The organism is Bremerella cremea (genome assembly GCF_003335505.1).
Taxonomy (GTDB): Bacteria; Planctomycetota; Planctomycetia; order Pirellulales; family Pirellulaceae; genus Bremerella; species Bremerella cremea_A.
In genome coordinates this window covers 22,632-37,745 of the sequence record NZ_QPEX01000019.1, presented here as the reverse complement: position 1 = coordinate 37,745, position 15,114 = coordinate 22,632, and the positions used below count along the sequence as shown (strand labels likewise).

Here is a 15,114-nt window from a genome sequence, read left to right as displayed (position 1 = left end):
GGGAGAATAAAACCAACGCGTGGTATCCCAGCACCTCGATCCGGACCATCCGCCTCCGAAGCCCAAGCTACCCATGACCGGTCCCATCCGAAAGATGGTCGTCGGGGCCTTTTTGTTTCTTGCGATCAGTGTGACGGCGGTCGCTGGGTACATGGCCCATGGGTGGCGGTTGGACGATTCGATTTACATGGTGGTCATCACGATATTTGGCGTCGGCTATGGCGAGGTCCATCCGGTTGAATCACCAGCCCTGCGAGCGTTGACCATCATGGTCATCATCGCAGGCTACGGCGCAGTGATTTATACCGTGGGCGGTTTCATGCAAATGCTGGTCGATGGCGAATTACAGAAAGCTTTAGGAGCGCGACGCATGTCTATGGAAATAGATCGACTCGATCAGCACACCATCATCTGTGGAGTCGGACGAATGGGATCGATCCTGGCTCGCGAGTTAGCAACGTCCGGAAAGCCTTTCGTCGTGGTCGATACCGACGAACGGCGACTACATGCCGCATACGAATTAGGCTACCTTTTTATCAATGGCGATGCCACCGACGAGCATGTGCTAGAGCAGGCCGGTATCAAGCGTGCCACCGTATTGGCAACGGTTCTCTCCGAGGACACCACGAATGTCTTTGTTGCGGTGACTGCGCGCGGCATGAATCCCGACCTAATGATCATTGCCCGCGGCGAAAACCCGAAGACCGAAAAGAAGCTACTAGGCTGCGGCGCCAACAAAGTCGTTCTGCCAACGGCGATTGGCGCGAAGAAGCTCGCGCAGATGATCATTCGCCCCTCAGCTGAAAATATGCTCGAGCAGTTGACCTCGCAGGGGGATATGAAAGAGGAACTGGGGCAGATCGGTTTGCAATTTGATGAACTGGTTGTCGTCGATGGGGCAGCACTGGTTGGCAACACCATTAGCAGTATCGAGCTTCGTAGCAACCACGGATTTCTGATCGTCGGAATAAGAAAGCCCGATGGCACCACGATTTTGAACCCGCCTGGAGAGACTCTTCTGGGAAGTGGAGATGTTGTAATTGTTCTGGGACACATGAATGACATTCCCCAACTGGCCGAACGCTTTAGCGCGACCAAGGGGAAGATTACCTATCGTGGGGTTACGATCGATTCTTAGGTGACCGATGGCAAACATCGCTATTCGCAAGGCCCAACGCGAAGAATACTCGGCATTATGGCAGTTGTTTCACGACACAATCCACAAGGTCAATTGCCGAGACTACTCCCCAGATCAACTCGCTGTTTGGGCCCCAGACAAGATAGAGATGTCGCGATGGATTGATCGGATTGAGAAGGTCAATCCTTGGGTGGCCGTTGCCGGCGAACAGTTGGTCGGGTTTGCTGATTTGCAAGCCGACGGGCTCGTTGATATGTTCTTTGTGCACCATCAGTGGCAAACGCAGGGCATTGGCAAACGCTTGTTTCAGACCATCAATCAGCAAGCCAAGAGACTCGGCCTATTCGAGTTGTATTCGCACGTTAGTATTACAGCTCGCCCTTTCTTTGAAGCTCAAGGGTTTCAGGTCGAAACCCCGCAAGACGTGACGATGTCTGGTGTCGTCTTGCGCAACTACGTGATGCGAAAAACGCTTTTGCTTGAACCTCGTCACTAGTTTGGTGACGTTTGTAGATAGCGGCTTAGCACTGATAGGTTCTCGGCGAATGTTTGGCTCGATAGGTATTGGTCGCCTGAACGGAATTTCTGATCGCCCACGAGCCGCTGGTTCTGAAACGTTTCGATCCAACGTCCTTTTTCATCTAGTTGAGCGATGATTTTTTGGACTTGGTTGCCAGGTACCGGTCGAGACGCTTCAACTTGGTCGCCTACGAGTTGAAGGTAAAGAGCTTTCAACTGCTTTAGTTTTGAATTGGTTTTCCAGCTGTAATGATCCGGCAAGTTGGTATCGTCGTAGGTGAGAAAGTAGTTTTTGCCGTTTCGGTTCATGTACAGTGGTTTGTTGCTTTGCAACTCGTAGTAGCGAGCTAACTGACCATTAGGCAGCAGCGAGGATTCCAGGTATTTTAACGCTGGAGGAATCGGATCAAGGTACTTTGTATCTTGAGTTACGGCGTAGATAGAAAGAAGCGTGGCGATAACATCCTGCGACTCGTGTCCGGCGATCGCAGGTGGCTCGAAACGTCGTGCCCAAATCGGGGTCATGCCATAGCTATACTGCTGTGCCCAAGCAGGCTGAGGGGCAGGCATTTGGGCTAAGATCAGGAAATCACCAAGCTTACTGAGCGCATTTAAGTAACGTTCGTCGCGGTAGATTTGATGGGCTTCAATTAGCACGGCGGAAACAGTTCCAGCGAGACCATCGTTGAGCGTATACATGTCCCAGTAGTTTTTGATGCGCCCTTCGGCCCGCCAATCGTAGGTGGGAAAGTTGCCTTTTTCGCGAGGCAATATTTGGTTAACAGGGGCGGTCCAGACTTGTGGAAAACCACCGTTTGAAAACTGCGCTGCCAACAAAGCATCGAGAGCCGTGGTCGTGGCTTCGTGAACACTGGGGTTTTGAAACCGATGAGCCTGATCAAGACGCATTAGAAATCGGATCGCGGCTTGGGTTTGATCGTCGTCGAGAGACGAATTGTTTTTCCCCTCCCCTTTGCCATTACGATACTGGGCAACACGGTCGCCGTGAGGGTTGAAGTCGATGCAGTTTGTCCAGCCGCCAGAGCTGAGTTGGCCGTGAATTAATGCTTCGCCAGTCTCGGTCGCGGCATCGAGATAGAATTGGTCCTGGGTTGCGTCGTAAGCTGCTAAGTAGGCCATTCCCACCGTTGGTGTCCCTGGCGGTTGCACCCAAATTTGATCTTCAGTGGCAACGCCTTCTCCAAAACGCTGTTTCAAGTCGAGGGTGTAATAATAAACGTAACCCCCATGTGCGGCGACGTTGTAGCGATAAAACTGAGCAGCTTTTTTCATCGCGGCTAACGCTTCGCTGGCTGTCGGAGATTGGCCCAGAAGGTTCGTAGGGAAGAGACAGGCAATGCCGACAGCAGCCAAGAGGAGAGATCGCATGAGACCAACTTCCAATAGAGATTGGGGCAGGGAAGAGGCCTTCAATATAGCTTGGTTTCTGCTTGAATTAAACGTTTTTCAATCGATCGGCTAAGTATCGGTCATCATGGCTACCAGCAGAAATCTCCAATATCCCAACACGATTAAAACGATCCAGGCAATAATCTGAACAACAAAGCCAGGGGCTGGTTCACCACCATGCCCTCGCCCTTGATAATCGTAGCGGCGAAAGGACTGCTCGAAGAACTCCGACCAAAAAATCAATGCTAAGGGAAACAGAACGACGAAAACCTGATGCATAGTCGCTTCGATGTTGTGCGTCGTAAAGAGCGTCAGCAAAACCGACAACATTGCTACGCAGACAGCAGCAATCTTTTGTCGGTTCCACCTTACAAATGACTCATCTTGTTGCATAGTTAAGGGCTATGCCTATGTTTGATTGATGGCGCAGAGCTCAATGATAAGCCTGAACTCGACCGGCGAATACGATTACGGCAATGTAATGGTATTCGCTCGTAGGTAAAACTGTTGGGAAATTATTCACCGAAAAACTAGGTTTGAGAGCCCATCTCTTTCACTGCATTGCTCAATTCTTCCGGCGAGACTTCTCTTTGAGCCGTACCAAAAGACCAGGTATGGCCAAAGGGATCGATGACAACTCCATAGCGATCTCCCCAAAACATGTCGGTGGCGGGCATCTTAACGGTAGCGCCAGCTTTTTGGGCCTGGGCGATCGCAGCATCGCAGTCCGGAACGTAGCGGTGAATCGTCACAGGTGTTCCTCCCAGCGACTTCGGCGAGCTTGAAGTTCCTTCGCAATATTCCGGAAAGTCGTCCGCCATAAAGAAGGATTTGCCGCCGATCGTCATCTCGCAGTGCATCAACTTGGTCGAGCCTTCCATGGGAAGACGAAACTTTTCTTCTGCACCAAAGGCTTGCTTGTAGAACTCGACTGCTTCGCAACACGGATCGCAAACCAAGTGAGGGATCAGGCCGTCGCGACCAGGTGGAATAGGGTGTGACATATCGTTTTCGAGCTTTCAATGTTGAAGAAAAAACAAACGTAGAAACCGTTGCCCATCGTTGGCCAGGCAAGCGTGGCCGGTATCGTAATTCAGAGGCGTTGCGGCATGGTTGATCGCAGAGCCTAAACAATCGCTACTTTCACGCAATTAATCGGAGGTAGCGAATCGAACAAGCAACTCCACTCATCGCCGCCATCGTGCCCCATCCAAAGTTGGCCGGTTGTTGTTCCAAAATAGACTGCTGGTATGTCGAACTCGTCAACGGTCATCCCATCGCGCAGCACGGTGAAATAGCTTTCTTTTTTGGGAAGCCCTTTGGTCAACTTCTTCCATTTATGACCGCCGTTGGTACTGCGCCACACGGCCGGTTTTCCTTCCGGACAAGTACGCGTCATCGGTTCCAAAGGGACGACGTAGATCGTATCTGGATCGTGCGGATGAACGACGATCGGAAATCCAAAGTCCGAAGGCAATCCTTCTGCAATTGACTCCCAAGTGTGGCCATAATCGTCACTTCGCAGCACACCAATACCAGGTCGATCAGGCCAGCCACCATGGTTCTGCATATAGAGTCGCCCTGGTGCCGACGGATGACGAGCTATTTTATGAACGCATTGACCAAATTCCGGATAGGGGTTGGGGACAAAGCCAGCCCCAACGCCTGTGTTGGCTGCCGAGAAGGTTTGCCCGCCATCTTCGCTCAAGTAATGACCACCGGTCGAGATGCCCAAGTGGATTCGATTCCCATCGCGGACGATCGTGTGCAGACAAAGCCCACCGGCTCCCGGATGCCAGTCTGGGGCATGTTTGTGATTGCTAATCCCGGCAATCATCTCCCACGAGTTGCCCCCATCTTCGCTGCGGAACAACGCGGCCGGTTCAACCCCAGCCCACAGGTCTTTACCATTTTCGCCTGGTTCAAGCGACCAAATATTTGCGAGAGCGCGGCCGTCTGCTTGCGGGAATGCTGGGACCGACTTGGTTGATTTGAACTTCTTGCCCAGGTCAGTCGAGGTGAGAACTTTCATCCCGAAAAAAGCGTTGCAGCTGGAAGCGTAAATTCGCGTAGATTTACGCGTGTCGATCAATGCCGAATAGACCGATACGCCCGATCCGAATGGCCCACGAAGTTCAAACCGTCGTCGTGATTTATTAGCCTCCGCGACGAATAGACCCTTCTTAGTGCCAATACACAAAACAACACGATCGGCCATGGTTAGCCTCCTGAAACGGCGGTCATGATAAAAAGGGTGTCGCCCGAACGAAGTTTGGTTTGAGGCCCGTCTCGACGATTCAATAAAGACTCGTTCACAAATAGGTTCATGTGCTTGCGGAGCCTCCCAGTCTCGTCGCAGACGCAGTGATATAGACCAGGCTGCGTCCGCTGTAGTTCCTTTAAGGCTTCCTGGACCGTGGTTGCAGGTACCTCAAGTTGTGCGGCACCGCCACATTCCTGGCGAAGCGAGGATGGGATTTGCACGGTAATTGTCATTGCCGATGCTTCATGAAACAGGGGAAAGCTGGGAGACTTACAGCTAAAGGCGTCTCCCTAAGTAACAGCTAGTCGAATGGAGTGCTTGAATTTCGACAGCCGGAGAAGAAATATTTTTATAGGCGAGAAATTGCCTTAGAAACAAGAAAATTAACCACTTCCGGCAAATTAATAGCAAGGCCGGGATTGTTTTGCCCCTTGAAAAACGGGCTATCTTGTTGCCGTAACTTGGGTCTGGTGGCGGTTAGCTGGGGCCCTTTCAAGGCGAGCAAGTCTTTGAGCGACATAAGCAATAATTGCCACGTGAACGCCAACGGCTATTGCCAGCCCGATCAAATGTTCCTGCCAGGTCGCATGGATACCAACCAAAACCACACACAATCCACCCAGTGGCAGAAAGAGTAGCACGGCGGTAATCACGCCAGGATTGTATTCGCGCCGTTTGATGGACATGCCAATATGAGGCAGAGCGTTGACCAACGCTAGATAACCGGCGGCAAGGCCAGCGGCAGGAGAAAACGCCCAAGCCAAATAGATGGCAATCAAGTCAACCACCCAAACACCGAGTGAGTTTATCCAAAACGTCGCTGCTGGGGTAAGAGCTTCCTGCCCGTGCCCGATTGTTTTGTTGATGTACAAACGAAACCGGTCGCCGCGATGCTCTTCCCACTGGTGCAACATGTAGGCTGGCAGCTGGACGTAAATCAATGCCAGCAGAATACCTGCTGAGATGCCAATCACAGGCGTGATTGCAAATAGAAAAAACGAAGCAAACAACGCCGCCGCAGGCCACTGCCAGTCACGTACGAGCCAGTTCCACATGATTTGCTCATTGTAAGGCGAGACAATCTTTTCGATACCTTCGATAGACTAGCCTAGGTCGAGATTTCGTTCATGCGGTTGGAATGCCAGGGCAGTGACAGAGAATTCATCTAATCGGAGTAATCGTCAAGATCGAATCGATTCTGCGAGATTCGAATTTCACGCTCAGCTGTCGGAAGAGGAGCCGGAAAGAGACGCTTGCTGTGGGCTGGGCTTTGCTGGGCGGATGCACACGAGTGCAATGACAAGCCCGACGAGAATGCCAAGGTATCCTGCATTGTGGATATAGGCGACACGAATAAAAGCCCAGCCGTGTTCGACATCCATAAGACGCAACAGGGGCTTCCAATTGGAATTATCTGCCGCTGGCCCTCTCCACAATCCGTACAAATATCCGCCGGTACCAAATAACAAAACCGACACAAAGATACACGCGATCCCCTGCCCGATCTGACGCAGAGCCACGAGGCGAGGTTGATGCGGAACCAAACGACGAGCGAGCAACCACGCAGCGAACATGCCTGCCCACCAGGTCGCTAAAAAACCAATCGTTCCGGCAAAGACTCGGTCGCCCCAGCCAAAGTTAGCGTAATGGAATTGAGCGAATTTCATTTTGGTGAAGTATTCAGGGGAGATGGTGAAGGTGACCTGATCGTGGACGATGCCGTATACTCCGGCGATCAAGCCCCCCAGAATTGCCACTCCTAGCATCAACGGAAAATCGGCCCAGCGAATGTGAGGTACAAACCACGGCAATACCCGTTTTCTAAAACTCTGCCAGCAATACAGGAAGTCCATGCTCGCTCGAACGCCAATGGAGGGTCTGTCGCCTGAGAAACGACGACTCACAGGAAACGCTACGGATGCATCAGCTCGGAAAGTTGTTTCACCCCGTTTCCTAAAGATTGGGGACCTGGCTTTCTAGCCCGAACGTTTCAAAATACAGGAGCTCTTACAAGTAATCCAGCAATTTTAAGTTGGTGGCCACTACCCACATTGTCAGAATTGGCTTGTGTAGGTATTATCTAGGTTCATCGGGGTGTAGCGCAGCCTGGCTAGCGCATCTGCTTTGGGAGCAGAGGGTCGCAGGTTCGAATCCTGTCACCCCGACTGCAATAAGGCGCACCGTCTCCTAAGGCGGTGCGTTCCTTCGTAAGTCTCTGTATGGCAACGATTTAAACAGTTTTTTGAAAGCGATCCCTTGATCCTGGCCCCCACGTGAGAACGCCAATCGCATGCGACGTCGACCAATCGCTGCAATTTCGGAGTGTTGCGAGTTTAAATCCTGTCAACCCTCTTCGTCTAATGGCGACGGATCTTCCCTTGTGAGATGAAGTGCAAGGCACCACCGTGGAAGGCATTTCAGTGGAAACTGACGTCGCGCCGCGTCATCCAATGCGGACTCGCGACCAACGGTGATCGTCCCAAGTCGCGCAATTAATTGGATGGTCATGATAGCGCAGGACGGCTCTTCTGGAGTCACTAACGCGGTCCGTTAAAAACAGCCTCCAGGCGTCAAGGTGACGGCAATTTTGGCGGCGTAACCCCCATTGCACCAAACGATCAGTTGTCGGAGGGTGTTGCGCTTCGATCGGCAGCAGTTTCGTCCCATTCCATCTCATACGACAAGTGGGGCTTGTCGCCTTGTTCAACCTGCGTCGGATAAATTAATACTGAATAGTCTCCCGAAGGTGTTTTGATGTCCGGTGAATCACCCTCGGAATCCCAAACCGCATGTACCCTCGGGAACGAGGATTGCTCGCTTGGCTCGTCAGCTTGTAAAACTAAGATTCGAAATCGAGCATGTGGTTCAGACTTCTTCCACCGTACCGACCGGCCTTCCTTCACAAAATGGATGTCGACCAGCCCGTCTGTTCCACCGGCTCTAGTGGCGTGAATACGCTCATCCTCCAATTTTCGAAATATGAAGTCCTCGGCAGCTATCGATCGGTCGGGTTGCTTCGTAGCTTGAATCTCTCTAAATACAAAGTCCTCGGCTGCTATCTCGTCAGGAATTTCTGTCGGTGGACTCTTTCGAAATACAAAGTCTTCACTTGCTTCATTGCTACTCCAAAGAGCAATTCCCCGAGCATTGCTCAGCTTTCCAGCGATTACTCGCGGATGTTGTGTAGCGTTTGCCTTTAAGGTTTTCGCTGCGTCTTGAACCAACTTCGGTTGAGCTTTCCAATCGAACTCTTGAGCAATGGCAATTGAGTTAGCAACACCGACCATTACCATTACTAGGTAAATGAAGATGAAACGCATTATATCGAGTCTCCGGTCAGGCGAATTGAAACTGCGTGTCTAGAAGATGTTCGAGAAAATCCGTTCGCGCGAAAAAAATAAATCACGGAGATTTAGCGAGTGCAAAGATGGTAACTGCGAGAAGTGTTCGGCACAGCGTAATTTGCATGATTATCTCCTGATCCGTGTGAAACGGAAGTAGACAGTAGCCTACCAGATAGCTTTACCGGGTGCATTCATCTCGCCCGTTTTTTGCAAAATCGGCTGACCCCATGCACGTGGAGCGGCCGCCTGTCCCTTTGTCAATCCCTCAACCAATGCTCACCGCTTAAATCCCACGCTCGCTTACCCACGAGATTCCCAGGATGGACCGAACATTTCTGGCTCGCACTTGTTTATAATTCCAATTCAGTCGAAGTGCCTCAAAGGGCAAACTTTTCTTTCCGACCTGGAGTTAGAACATGTCAAATTTGATGCCAATTTCACGAGTTGCAATCCCGGTTATGCTGTTGATCTCTCTTGCAGTCGGTGAAGCCAATGCAGGAATCTTCGGCAATTGGCGATGTAGGCAGAAGCAAGCGTGTGACAGTTATCCAACGACATATTGCTATTTTCCAGTAGAAGCTTGCGATCCCACCACTTCGGCATATTGCCCAACTCGTAAGCGAAGAAAATGTGTAGGACCGCGTTATGCTCGTGTTTGCTATGATCAATGGAAAGCCCAGCGGTGGGATTCTATCGGTCGCCGATGGGTAGATTGTGGACCGTGGCACAACGACAAGCCGTCTGCCTGTGCTTATGCCAATTCGCCCGCATGTGGGTACTCGTTTTAATGAGGAATCTCGATCTAGCCATGGTGAGCATTGAAGCCCGAGCCTGAGAAGCAGGGCAAAATGTGAACGACATTCTTAGATCGTGTACATTGTGCAGAATGCACGGCAAGCGTTGTGGCACAACGTATAGAGCAAATGAACTGTTGCGGTTTGTCCACCGGGTCTATGAGACTCATCGACGACAGTTCCTGCATAGAGATGGAGCGTAGATCCAGAGTTGTCTTGCGATGCGACGCAAGAACTGAATCGCTGCGCAAAGGTGCTAAATCAGATCGGTCTCGCCGCAACCGGGACACGATCAGAGCCGGAGCTGACGTAGGTATTCCTGACGGTACTGCTCTTGCTTGATTGGATCATCCAGAGCGTCTTGCTCGGTTGCATTGAGGCAGCAATCAGTCTCGTTCTGCTTCTTTGGATCTTCGCTTGGAGTAGGTGAGGTAGTCATTGGTTTGGGTCTCCATCTGAAACGCTTTGCATGGCCGCGCCGAAACGCCTTTGCGTACGGGCAGCCAGAAACACAGAAAGGCGATCAGCAGAGTGGCCTTCTAAAAGCGTCTTTGCGCGATCGTGCCAGCGAGATAGCCGCTTACAAAATACTGAACAGCAGGGAGCAAAGAAAGCTGTTTGAGAAAGCGCTTTGCCACTGGTTGCCCAAGGCAGATGCGCGTCATTCCAGCTGTTTACGGGTTTGGCCGATCAGCGCTTTTAGCCCTGCAAAACACAGGGGATCATATGTTTGCAGGTCCAAAAGCGCGGAGCAAAAAAGTTCTAACCGTGTCTTGTCGCCCCGACTTGCCGAAGGCAAGTAGAGAGTAGAGGGGAGAAAGTCGAGCAGTAGAAGGACGCGTTTCTGGCCTGAATTGGTTCGTAACGTTCCCGTTTTTGCCGCTCACCTTTCTCCCTCTCTAATCGTTCTACTATCTCCTTTCTACTCTCCTCTTTGAGTAGCTATGACGTTTGCCTTCGAGAAGCTCGTCGACTATCAAATAGCGGTCGATTCCGCAGACAAAGTCGACAGTGTTTTTCTCTTTGCCAGGCGTGATTTATCCACCACTTCTGGTGCTCATTTCGCTACCATTTAAGGAGATATCCTTGATTGAAAGTGTGGTGGGCGTGAGGTCATGTACGAATTACGCGTCTTCGTTTGGTTGTTTGTAGGGCTAGGTTGGATTGGAGCTCCAGGCGTAGTCAATGCCGCTTTGCCTTCTCTTGAGTCGTGGACCAAAGTATCCGCCGATGGACAATTTGTCTTGGTGATGATTTCGCCGTTGTCGGCTGAAGAGGAATTCCAATACACCGAGGATAACGTCGAAGAGATCAAAAGAATAAGGACGGCCTATACGCAGAGCGGGCTTTACCGAAATGACGGATCAGCCAGTCCGTTATGGACGATTCCCTTTCAGGATGTAACGCACGACGTATTTGTGGGACCGCAAGGGAAGTATCTCATGCTTGCTCATGACGGCGGATCGGTATGGAGCGGGCATTATGGTCATTTGGTCACGTTCTATTCCAACGGAAACGAAATGGCTTCGTATTCGGACGTCACTCTTTTCTCGCTACTCGAATTGGCCTTGCCCAGGGTTGCACGGTCGGAAAATGACAACCTCGCGTTCGATCCGCAGAAGATGACCTTTACGGTGTTTGGGGCTCAAGGGGTTCGCGTTGTGTTTGATGTTACCAACGGACAAGTCATTCGTCATGTGTCGCCGGTGCCGATGTACCTCTCAGTTATGATCCTGCTTTTGATAAGTCAGGTTGCCGTTGGTTGGTTCTTGTTGTGTCGCCAACGCCCCACGCTTGGAAGTTCCTAGCGTTTTTTCAAAGTTGGCGTAGAACAGCCAGCTAAACAGTAATTTGATAACTCGCCTATGGCCTCAACCATTGAACACTAAGGTCCGGAAAATCGGTGCAAATGTCGTCTACACCGGCGACCGTGAATAGGGCCTCGTGCAAGGCTGGAAGAGAGGGGCAGTTTTTCGGGAGATTGTCACGGCGGGCGACGCCAGAAATGACGCGGAGGCCTACTTGATGGGCCGCAGAAGTAAAATTGCTGACATGAGGTTGCCCCTTTTCATCCCAGGTGACAACGCGGGGTAGATTGGGGAAAACGCCATCCACGAACGTGGCTAGTTCTTTAAGACCGTCAGGCGTAGCCAAGTAATCGTAGTTCGAGCCATCGGCTCCGGTTTTGTTGCCATAGTAAATCATCATCAACCTCCCTGGCCAGCCGAACTCTTCCCGAAAGCGTTTTAATGTGGTTTGCTCGAAGCATTGAACCCAGCAATTTGCGTCTTTGCTGTCGGCATAGCCGTGGCGAGATAGCACATCGAAAACCGCTTTCGCAACATCGTGCCCTTCCGCTTGATGAAAGCTGGGATTCTTGATCTCTGTGAAGAGACCCACATCGCGTCCGGTGCTAAAGTTCATGCCTTGGATGAAACGGATCTCTTCATCCAAAGTATGTAGCTGATACGTATACCCGTTGATAGGAAAGCGTTCTGGAGCGACGGTGTCTCTTGTTTTGAGATTAAAACGTTGTGTGGCTTGTAGCTGTTTGATTTCTTTCAGGGTGAAATCGATAGCGTAATAGCGTCCATCTTTCCGTTTGCGTTCCGGAAAACGGCTGGCAACGTCGGTGATGCCATCGAGATGAATATCGTGCAAGACGAGGGGAACATTGTCTTGGGTAAGCACCACGTCTTGCTCCAAAAAATCTGCGCCTTGGGCATGCGCCATCGCTTTGGCGGGCAGACTATGCTCGGGTAAATAACCGCTCGCACCGCGATGGGCAAAGACCTGGTGTTCGTCAGCTAGCAGTGGCGTGGGAGCAAGAAATACTGCCAGGAGAAGTCCTAGATGCTTCATGGTTTCACTTGCACGAGCTAAAAGGAGAACGGCGTGTCTGTTGGGATGCATAGGCAAGATTTTATCAAACACCAAACAGTTCGTCGCATAGTAAATGTTCGCTTGCGGTTCACCATGAGAGGGGGCGAATGCGGTGTTCGTCGTCTCCCGCCGTTAGAATTTGCTTATGGTAGAGACGTGCGAATTTGCGCAATTATAATGATTGGTTGGAAATGAACTGGCCTGTCTAAAGGAGCATCCACTGATGCAACTCGCTCGTACGTCGAAGTCGACGGTTATGGTTTACCCGCTGTTAGTTCTGGTGGTTTTGTTTTTTGGCTCGCTTAGCAGCATCCGTGCAGAGGAGGCGGCTACTGAGAAGGCCGTCAGCGATTCCAAGGGAGACAATCCCCAGGACTACGTCCGCAAGATTCCGATTGAGACTAGCGTCGTCACGCAGCACGAAGTAACCGTCAACGGTCAGACGATTCCCTATGAGGCGACAGCGGGAACGCAGCCAGTATGGGATGAAGATGGAAAGCCGCTGGCCACGCTCTTTTACACTTATTATCGTCGCACCGATATCGAACAAACGGATCATCGCCCGCTCGTGATTTCGTTCAACGGCGGACCTGGTTCGGCTTCTGTTTGGATGCACTTGGCCTACACAGGGCCTCGGATGCTGAACATCGATGAAGAAGGCTATCCGCTTCAGCCGTATGGTGTACGCGAGAATCCGTATACCATTTTAGATGTGGCAGATATCGTTTATGTGAATCCTGTTAATACGGGGTATTCACGAATTGTTGACGAGAAGGCCGATCCCAAGCAGTTCTTTGGCGTCAATCAAGACGCGACCTATCTCGCTGAGTGGATCAATACATTCGTTAGTCGCATCAATCGCTGGCAGTCTCCCAAGTTCCTGATTGGAGAGAGCTACGGAACTACTCGCGTTTCAGGCCTGGCGTACAAGCTGCAAGGTAGTCAGTGGATGTATCTCAATGGCGTGATCTTGGTTTCGCCAACGGAATTAGGGATCGAGCGGGACGGAGCCGTGGAGGCTGCTAATCGATTGCCGTACTATGCTGCAACCGCCTGGTACCACAAGAAGTTACCAGAAGACTTGCAGAAACAAGATTTATCAGAGGTCCTTGAACAAGCCGAGAAGTTTACGATTGATACCTTGCTTCCTACGATGGTCCGTGGTGCTTGGGCGACCCCTGAAGCGAAGAAGGAAGCGATTCAAGGGTTCGCAAAGTATTCAGGACTTAGTGAGAATGTTGTCAGACAATACAACCTCGATGTGCCTACCCGTTTTTATTGGAAAGAGTTGTTGCGTGAGGAAGGTCGCACGATTGGACGTCTTGATTCCCGCTATCAAGGCATCGATCGTCAAGATGCTGGAGACTCGCCGGACTTTAATGCGGAGCTTGCCTCTTGGCTGCACTCGTTTACCCCGGCCGTCAATTGGTACTTTCCGAACGAACTGAATTTCAAGACCGACGTAAAATACAACATGTTTGGCCCCGTGGGGCGTTGGGATTGGGATGGGGACCAAACCGGAGAAGACTTGCGTCAAGCGATGGCGATGAATCCCTATTTAAAAGTCATGATCCAGTCTGGTTACTACGACGGGGCAACGACCTACTTCAACGCCAAGTACACGATGTGGCACCTCGATCCTAGCGGCAAGATGAAAGATCGCTTGAGCTTTAAAGGATATCGTGGCGGCCACATGATGTATCTTCGCAACGAAGATTTACGTCAAGCCAATGACGATATTCGGGAGTTCATCCAGCAGGCATTGCCACCCGAAGGAACCCCTGCCAAATACGAGTAGGCAAAACACGGGGCACTGCCTTGCTTTCGTTTAATGGTGAACGGATAGAAAGAACAAGTGATTCCGGCAGAACATGCTTCTCCAGATTCCCGCTGTTAATTCGTTTGGCGGGAATCTGGTATCTGCAGCAAACGCCTTGCTTAGGCGTCTCTTTCTTATCTTGCCATGAAGGTCATTGCAACGTTTGTCTATCGGGTTAAAGGGCTTTATCGGAAGCTCACCGTCTTGCCATCAGTTATAACGATTGGCGCGAAAACAGATAATCGACTGCGGGAAATCGCAGCCGGCTTGAGGCGACGAATTGCAGCTGTATGGACTGGTAACTCCCATACTTGAACATCCCCTTGAAGGCATTTTGGGGAACGGTTCGCGGCGTCTTCATTGCAGACGTTTAGCAAGCGAGGGGCACACCAGAGATGATCAAAAAGAATGTCCGTCTCACCGGGCACGAACGAACGTTTGGCGAAGATGAAATCATCGTCAGCAAAACGGATCCGAAAGGCATCATCACTTATGCCAATCAAACGTTCATTCATGTCGCCGGGTACACCGAGGAAGAACTGCTCGGCGCACCCCACAACATTATTCGTCATCCCGACATGCCTCATTGCGTGTTCAAACTATTATGGGACAACATTTCCGCAGGCAATGAAGTCTTCGCGTTCGTTGTTAATCTTTGCAAGAATGGAGATCACTACTGGGTTCTGGCTCATGTGACTCCTAGTTTTGATGCGGCGGGAAAGATCACCGGGTATCACTCAAGCCGTCGTGTGCCTGATCGTTCTGCCGTTGAGCAAATCATTCCGATCTACGCCTCGCTAAAGAAGATCGAAGATTCCAACCCCGACTGGCGAGCCGGCATGCACGACGCAGAAGGCGAACTTGGTCGCCTGCTTGAGTCCGTTGGGATGTCATATGACGAGTTTGCTTTCTCACTTGTCCAGTGCGTGTAGGAGTCTGAAGAC

Annotated in this window: 15 protein-coding genes and 1 tRNA gene; 6 read left to right on the top strand and 10 right to left on the bottom strand. The window is 51.1% G+C overall.

Annotated features, from left to right (window positions below):
- The first annotated feature begins 19 nt into the window (after positions 1–19).
- Entirely contained in the window at positions 20–1,138 is a 1,119-nt protein-coding gene (locus DTL42_RS10405) for a potassium channel family protein (RefSeq protein WP_234824157.1), read from the top strand.
- Positions 1,139–1,145: 7 nt separating this feature from the next.
- The gene (locus DTL42_RS10400) at positions 1,146–1,634 is read left to right on the top strand and encodes a GNAT family N-acetyltransferase (RefSeq protein WP_114368664.1); all 489 of its coding nucleotides are present in this window, start codon (positions 1,146–1,148) and stop codon (positions 1,632–1,634) included.
- Here DTL42_RS10400 and DTL42_RS10395 read toward each other — a convergent pair.
- The 7 genes from DTL42_RS10395 to DTL42_RS10365 form a co-directional block, all read right to left on the bottom strand.
- Positions 1,631–3,046 (bottom strand): pectate lyase, encoded by a 1,416-nt coding sequence (locus DTL42_RS10395; RefSeq protein ID WP_114368663.1) that lies wholly within the window; start codon positions 3,044–3,046, stop codon positions 1,631–1,633. The two genes, DTL42_RS10400 and DTL42_RS10395, sit on opposite strands and share 4 nt — an antisense overlap.
- Positions 3,047–3,136: 90 nt before the next feature.
- Positions 3,137–3,346, bottom strand: a complete 210-nt coding sequence (locus DTL42_RS10390; RefSeq protein ID WP_147274239.1) for a hypothetical protein — start codon at positions 3,344–3,346, stop codon at positions 3,137–3,139.
- A 251-nt stretch (positions 3,347–3,597) separates the two neighbouring features.
- Positions 3,598–4,071, bottom strand: coding sequence for a VOC family protein (locus DTL42_RS10385; protein WP_114368661.1), 474 nt, complete (start codon positions 4,069–4,071; stop codon positions 3,598–3,600).
- Positions 4,072–4,193: 122 nt separating this feature from the next.
- Complete coding sequence (locus DTL42_RS10380; RefSeq protein WP_147274238.1) at positions 4,194–5,099, bottom strand: sialidase family protein; 906 nt, start codon at positions 5,097–5,099, stop codon at positions 4,194–4,196.
- A 188-nt stretch (positions 5,100–5,287) separates the two neighbouring features.
- A complete protein-coding gene (locus DTL42_RS10375) occupies positions 5,288–5,563 on the bottom strand; it encodes a MoaD/ThiS family protein (RefSeq protein ID WP_114368659.1) in 276 nt (91 codons plus the stop codon).
- Between the two features lie 210 nt (positions 5,564–5,773).
- The gene (locus tag DTL42_RS10370) at positions 5,774–6,385 is read right to left on the bottom strand and encodes an HXXEE domain-containing protein (RefSeq protein WP_114368658.1); all 612 of its coding nucleotides are present in this window, start codon (positions 6,383–6,385) and stop codon (positions 5,774–5,776) included.
- Positions 6,386–6,550: 165 nt separating this feature from the next.
- On the bottom strand, positions 6,551–7,141 hold the full coding sequence (locus DTL42_RS10365; protein WP_114368657.1) for a hypothetical protein: 591 nt from the start codon (positions 7,139–7,141) through the stop codon (positions 6,551–6,553).
- A gap of 279 nt (positions 7,142–7,420) precedes the next feature.
- Here DTL42_RS10365 and DTL42_RS10360 point away from each other — a divergent pair.
- Positions 7,421–7,495: transfer RNA gene (locus DTL42_RS10360), tRNA-Pro, on the top strand.
- 453 nt (positions 7,496–7,948) lie between these two features.
- On the opposite strand, the gene DTL42_RS10355 is transcribed toward DTL42_RS10360, so the two are convergent.
- Together DTL42_RS10355 and DTL42_RS26265 are read right to left on the bottom strand one after the other, a co-directional pair.
- Positions 7,949–8,650, bottom strand: a complete 702-nt coding sequence (locus DTL42_RS10355) for a hypothetical protein (protein ID WP_114368656.1) — start codon at positions 8,648–8,650, stop codon at positions 7,949–7,951.
- Between the two features lie 1,110 nt (positions 8,651–9,760).
- Positions 9,761–9,907: a hypothetical protein gene (locus tag DTL42_RS26265; RefSeq protein ID WP_158545314.1), complete on the bottom strand. Its 147-nt coding sequence runs from the start codon at positions 9,905–9,907 to the stop codon at positions 9,761–9,763.
- A 676-nt stretch (positions 9,908–10,583) separates the two neighbouring features.
- Here DTL42_RS26265 and DTL42_RS10350 point away from each other — a divergent pair.
- Positions 10,584–11,276, top strand: a complete 693-nt coding sequence (locus tag DTL42_RS10350) for a hypothetical protein (RefSeq protein WP_114368655.1) — start codon at positions 10,584–10,586, stop codon at positions 11,274–11,276.
- A gap of 55 nt (positions 11,277–11,331) precedes the next feature.
- On the opposite strand, the gene glpQ is transcribed toward DTL42_RS10350, so the two are convergent.
- Positions 11,332–12,330, bottom strand: coding sequence for a glycerophosphodiester phosphodiesterase (gene glpQ / locus DTL42_RS10345; RefSeq protein WP_158545313.1), 999 nt, complete (start codon positions 12,328–12,330; stop codon positions 11,332–11,334).
- Positions 12,331–12,574: 244 nt separating this feature from the next.
- On the opposite strand from glpQ, the gene DTL42_RS10340 reads away from it, so the two are divergent.
- Together DTL42_RS10340 and DTL42_RS10335 are read left to right on the top strand one after the other, a co-directional pair.
- Positions 12,575–14,149: a S10 family peptidase gene (locus DTL42_RS10340; protein ID WP_199590117.1), complete on the top strand. Its 1,575-nt coding sequence runs from the start codon at positions 12,575–12,577 to the stop codon at positions 14,147–14,149.
- A gap of 416 nt (positions 14,150–14,565) precedes the next feature.
- Complete coding sequence (locus tag DTL42_RS10335) at positions 14,566–15,102, top strand: PAS domain-containing protein (protein ID WP_114368653.1); 537 nt, start codon at positions 14,566–14,568, stop codon at positions 15,100–15,102.
- The last annotated feature ends 12 nt before the right edge of the window (positions 15,103–15,114 follow it).

Bases quoted from the DNA above. Each gene is read 5' to 3' on its own strand.
- DTL42_RS10400 (WP_114368664.1), top strand. From the start codon at position 1,146: ATGGCAAACATCGCTATTCGCAAGGCCCAACGCGAAGAATACTCGGCA.
- DTL42_RS10395 (WP_114368663.1), bottom strand. From the start codon at position 3,046: ATGCGATCTCTCCTCTTGGCTGCTGTCGGCATTGCCTGTCTCTTCCCT.
- DTL42_RS10390 (WP_147274239.1), bottom strand. From the start codon at position 3,346: ATGCATCAGGTTTTCGTCGTTCTGTTTCCCTTAGCATTGATTTTTTGG.
- DTL42_RS10385 (WP_114368661.1), bottom strand. From the start codon at position 4,071: ATGTCACACCCTATTCCACCTGGTCGCGACGGCCTGATCCCTCACTTG.
- DTL42_RS10380 (WP_147274238.1), bottom strand. From the start codon at position 5,099: ATGAAAGTTCTCACCTCGACTGACCTGGGCAAGAAGTTCAAATCAACC.
- DTL42_RS10375 (WP_114368659.1), bottom strand. From the start codon at position 5,563: ATGACAATTACCGTGCAAATCCCATCCTCGCTTCGCCAGGAATGTGGC.
- DTL42_RS10370 (WP_114368658.1), bottom strand. From the start codon at position 6,385: ATGTGGAACTGGCTCGTACGTGACTGGCAGTGGCCTGCGGCGGCGTTG.
- DTL42_RS10355 (WP_114368656.1), bottom strand. From the start codon at position 8,650: ATGCGTTTCATCTTCATTTACCTAGTAATGGTAATGGTCGGTGTTGCT.
- DTL42_RS26265 (WP_158545314.1), bottom strand. From the start codon at position 9,907: ATGACTACCTCACCTACTCCAAGCGAAGATCCAAAGAAGCAGAACGAG.
- DTL42_RS10350 (WP_114368655.1), top strand. From the start codon at position 10,584: ATGTACGAATTACGCGTCTTCGTTTGGTTGTTTGTAGGGCTAGGTTGG.
- glpQ (WP_158545313.1), bottom strand. From the start codon at position 12,330: ATGAAGCATCTAGGACTTCTCCTGGCAGTATTTCTTGCTCCCACGCCA.
- DTL42_RS10340 (WP_199590117.1), top strand. From the start codon at position 12,575: ATGCAACTCGCTCGTACGTCGAAGTCGACGGTTATGGTTTACCCGCTG.
- DTL42_RS10335 (WP_114368653.1), top strand. From the start codon at position 14,566: ATGATCAAAAAGAATGTCCGTCTCACCGGGCACGAACGAACGTTTGGC.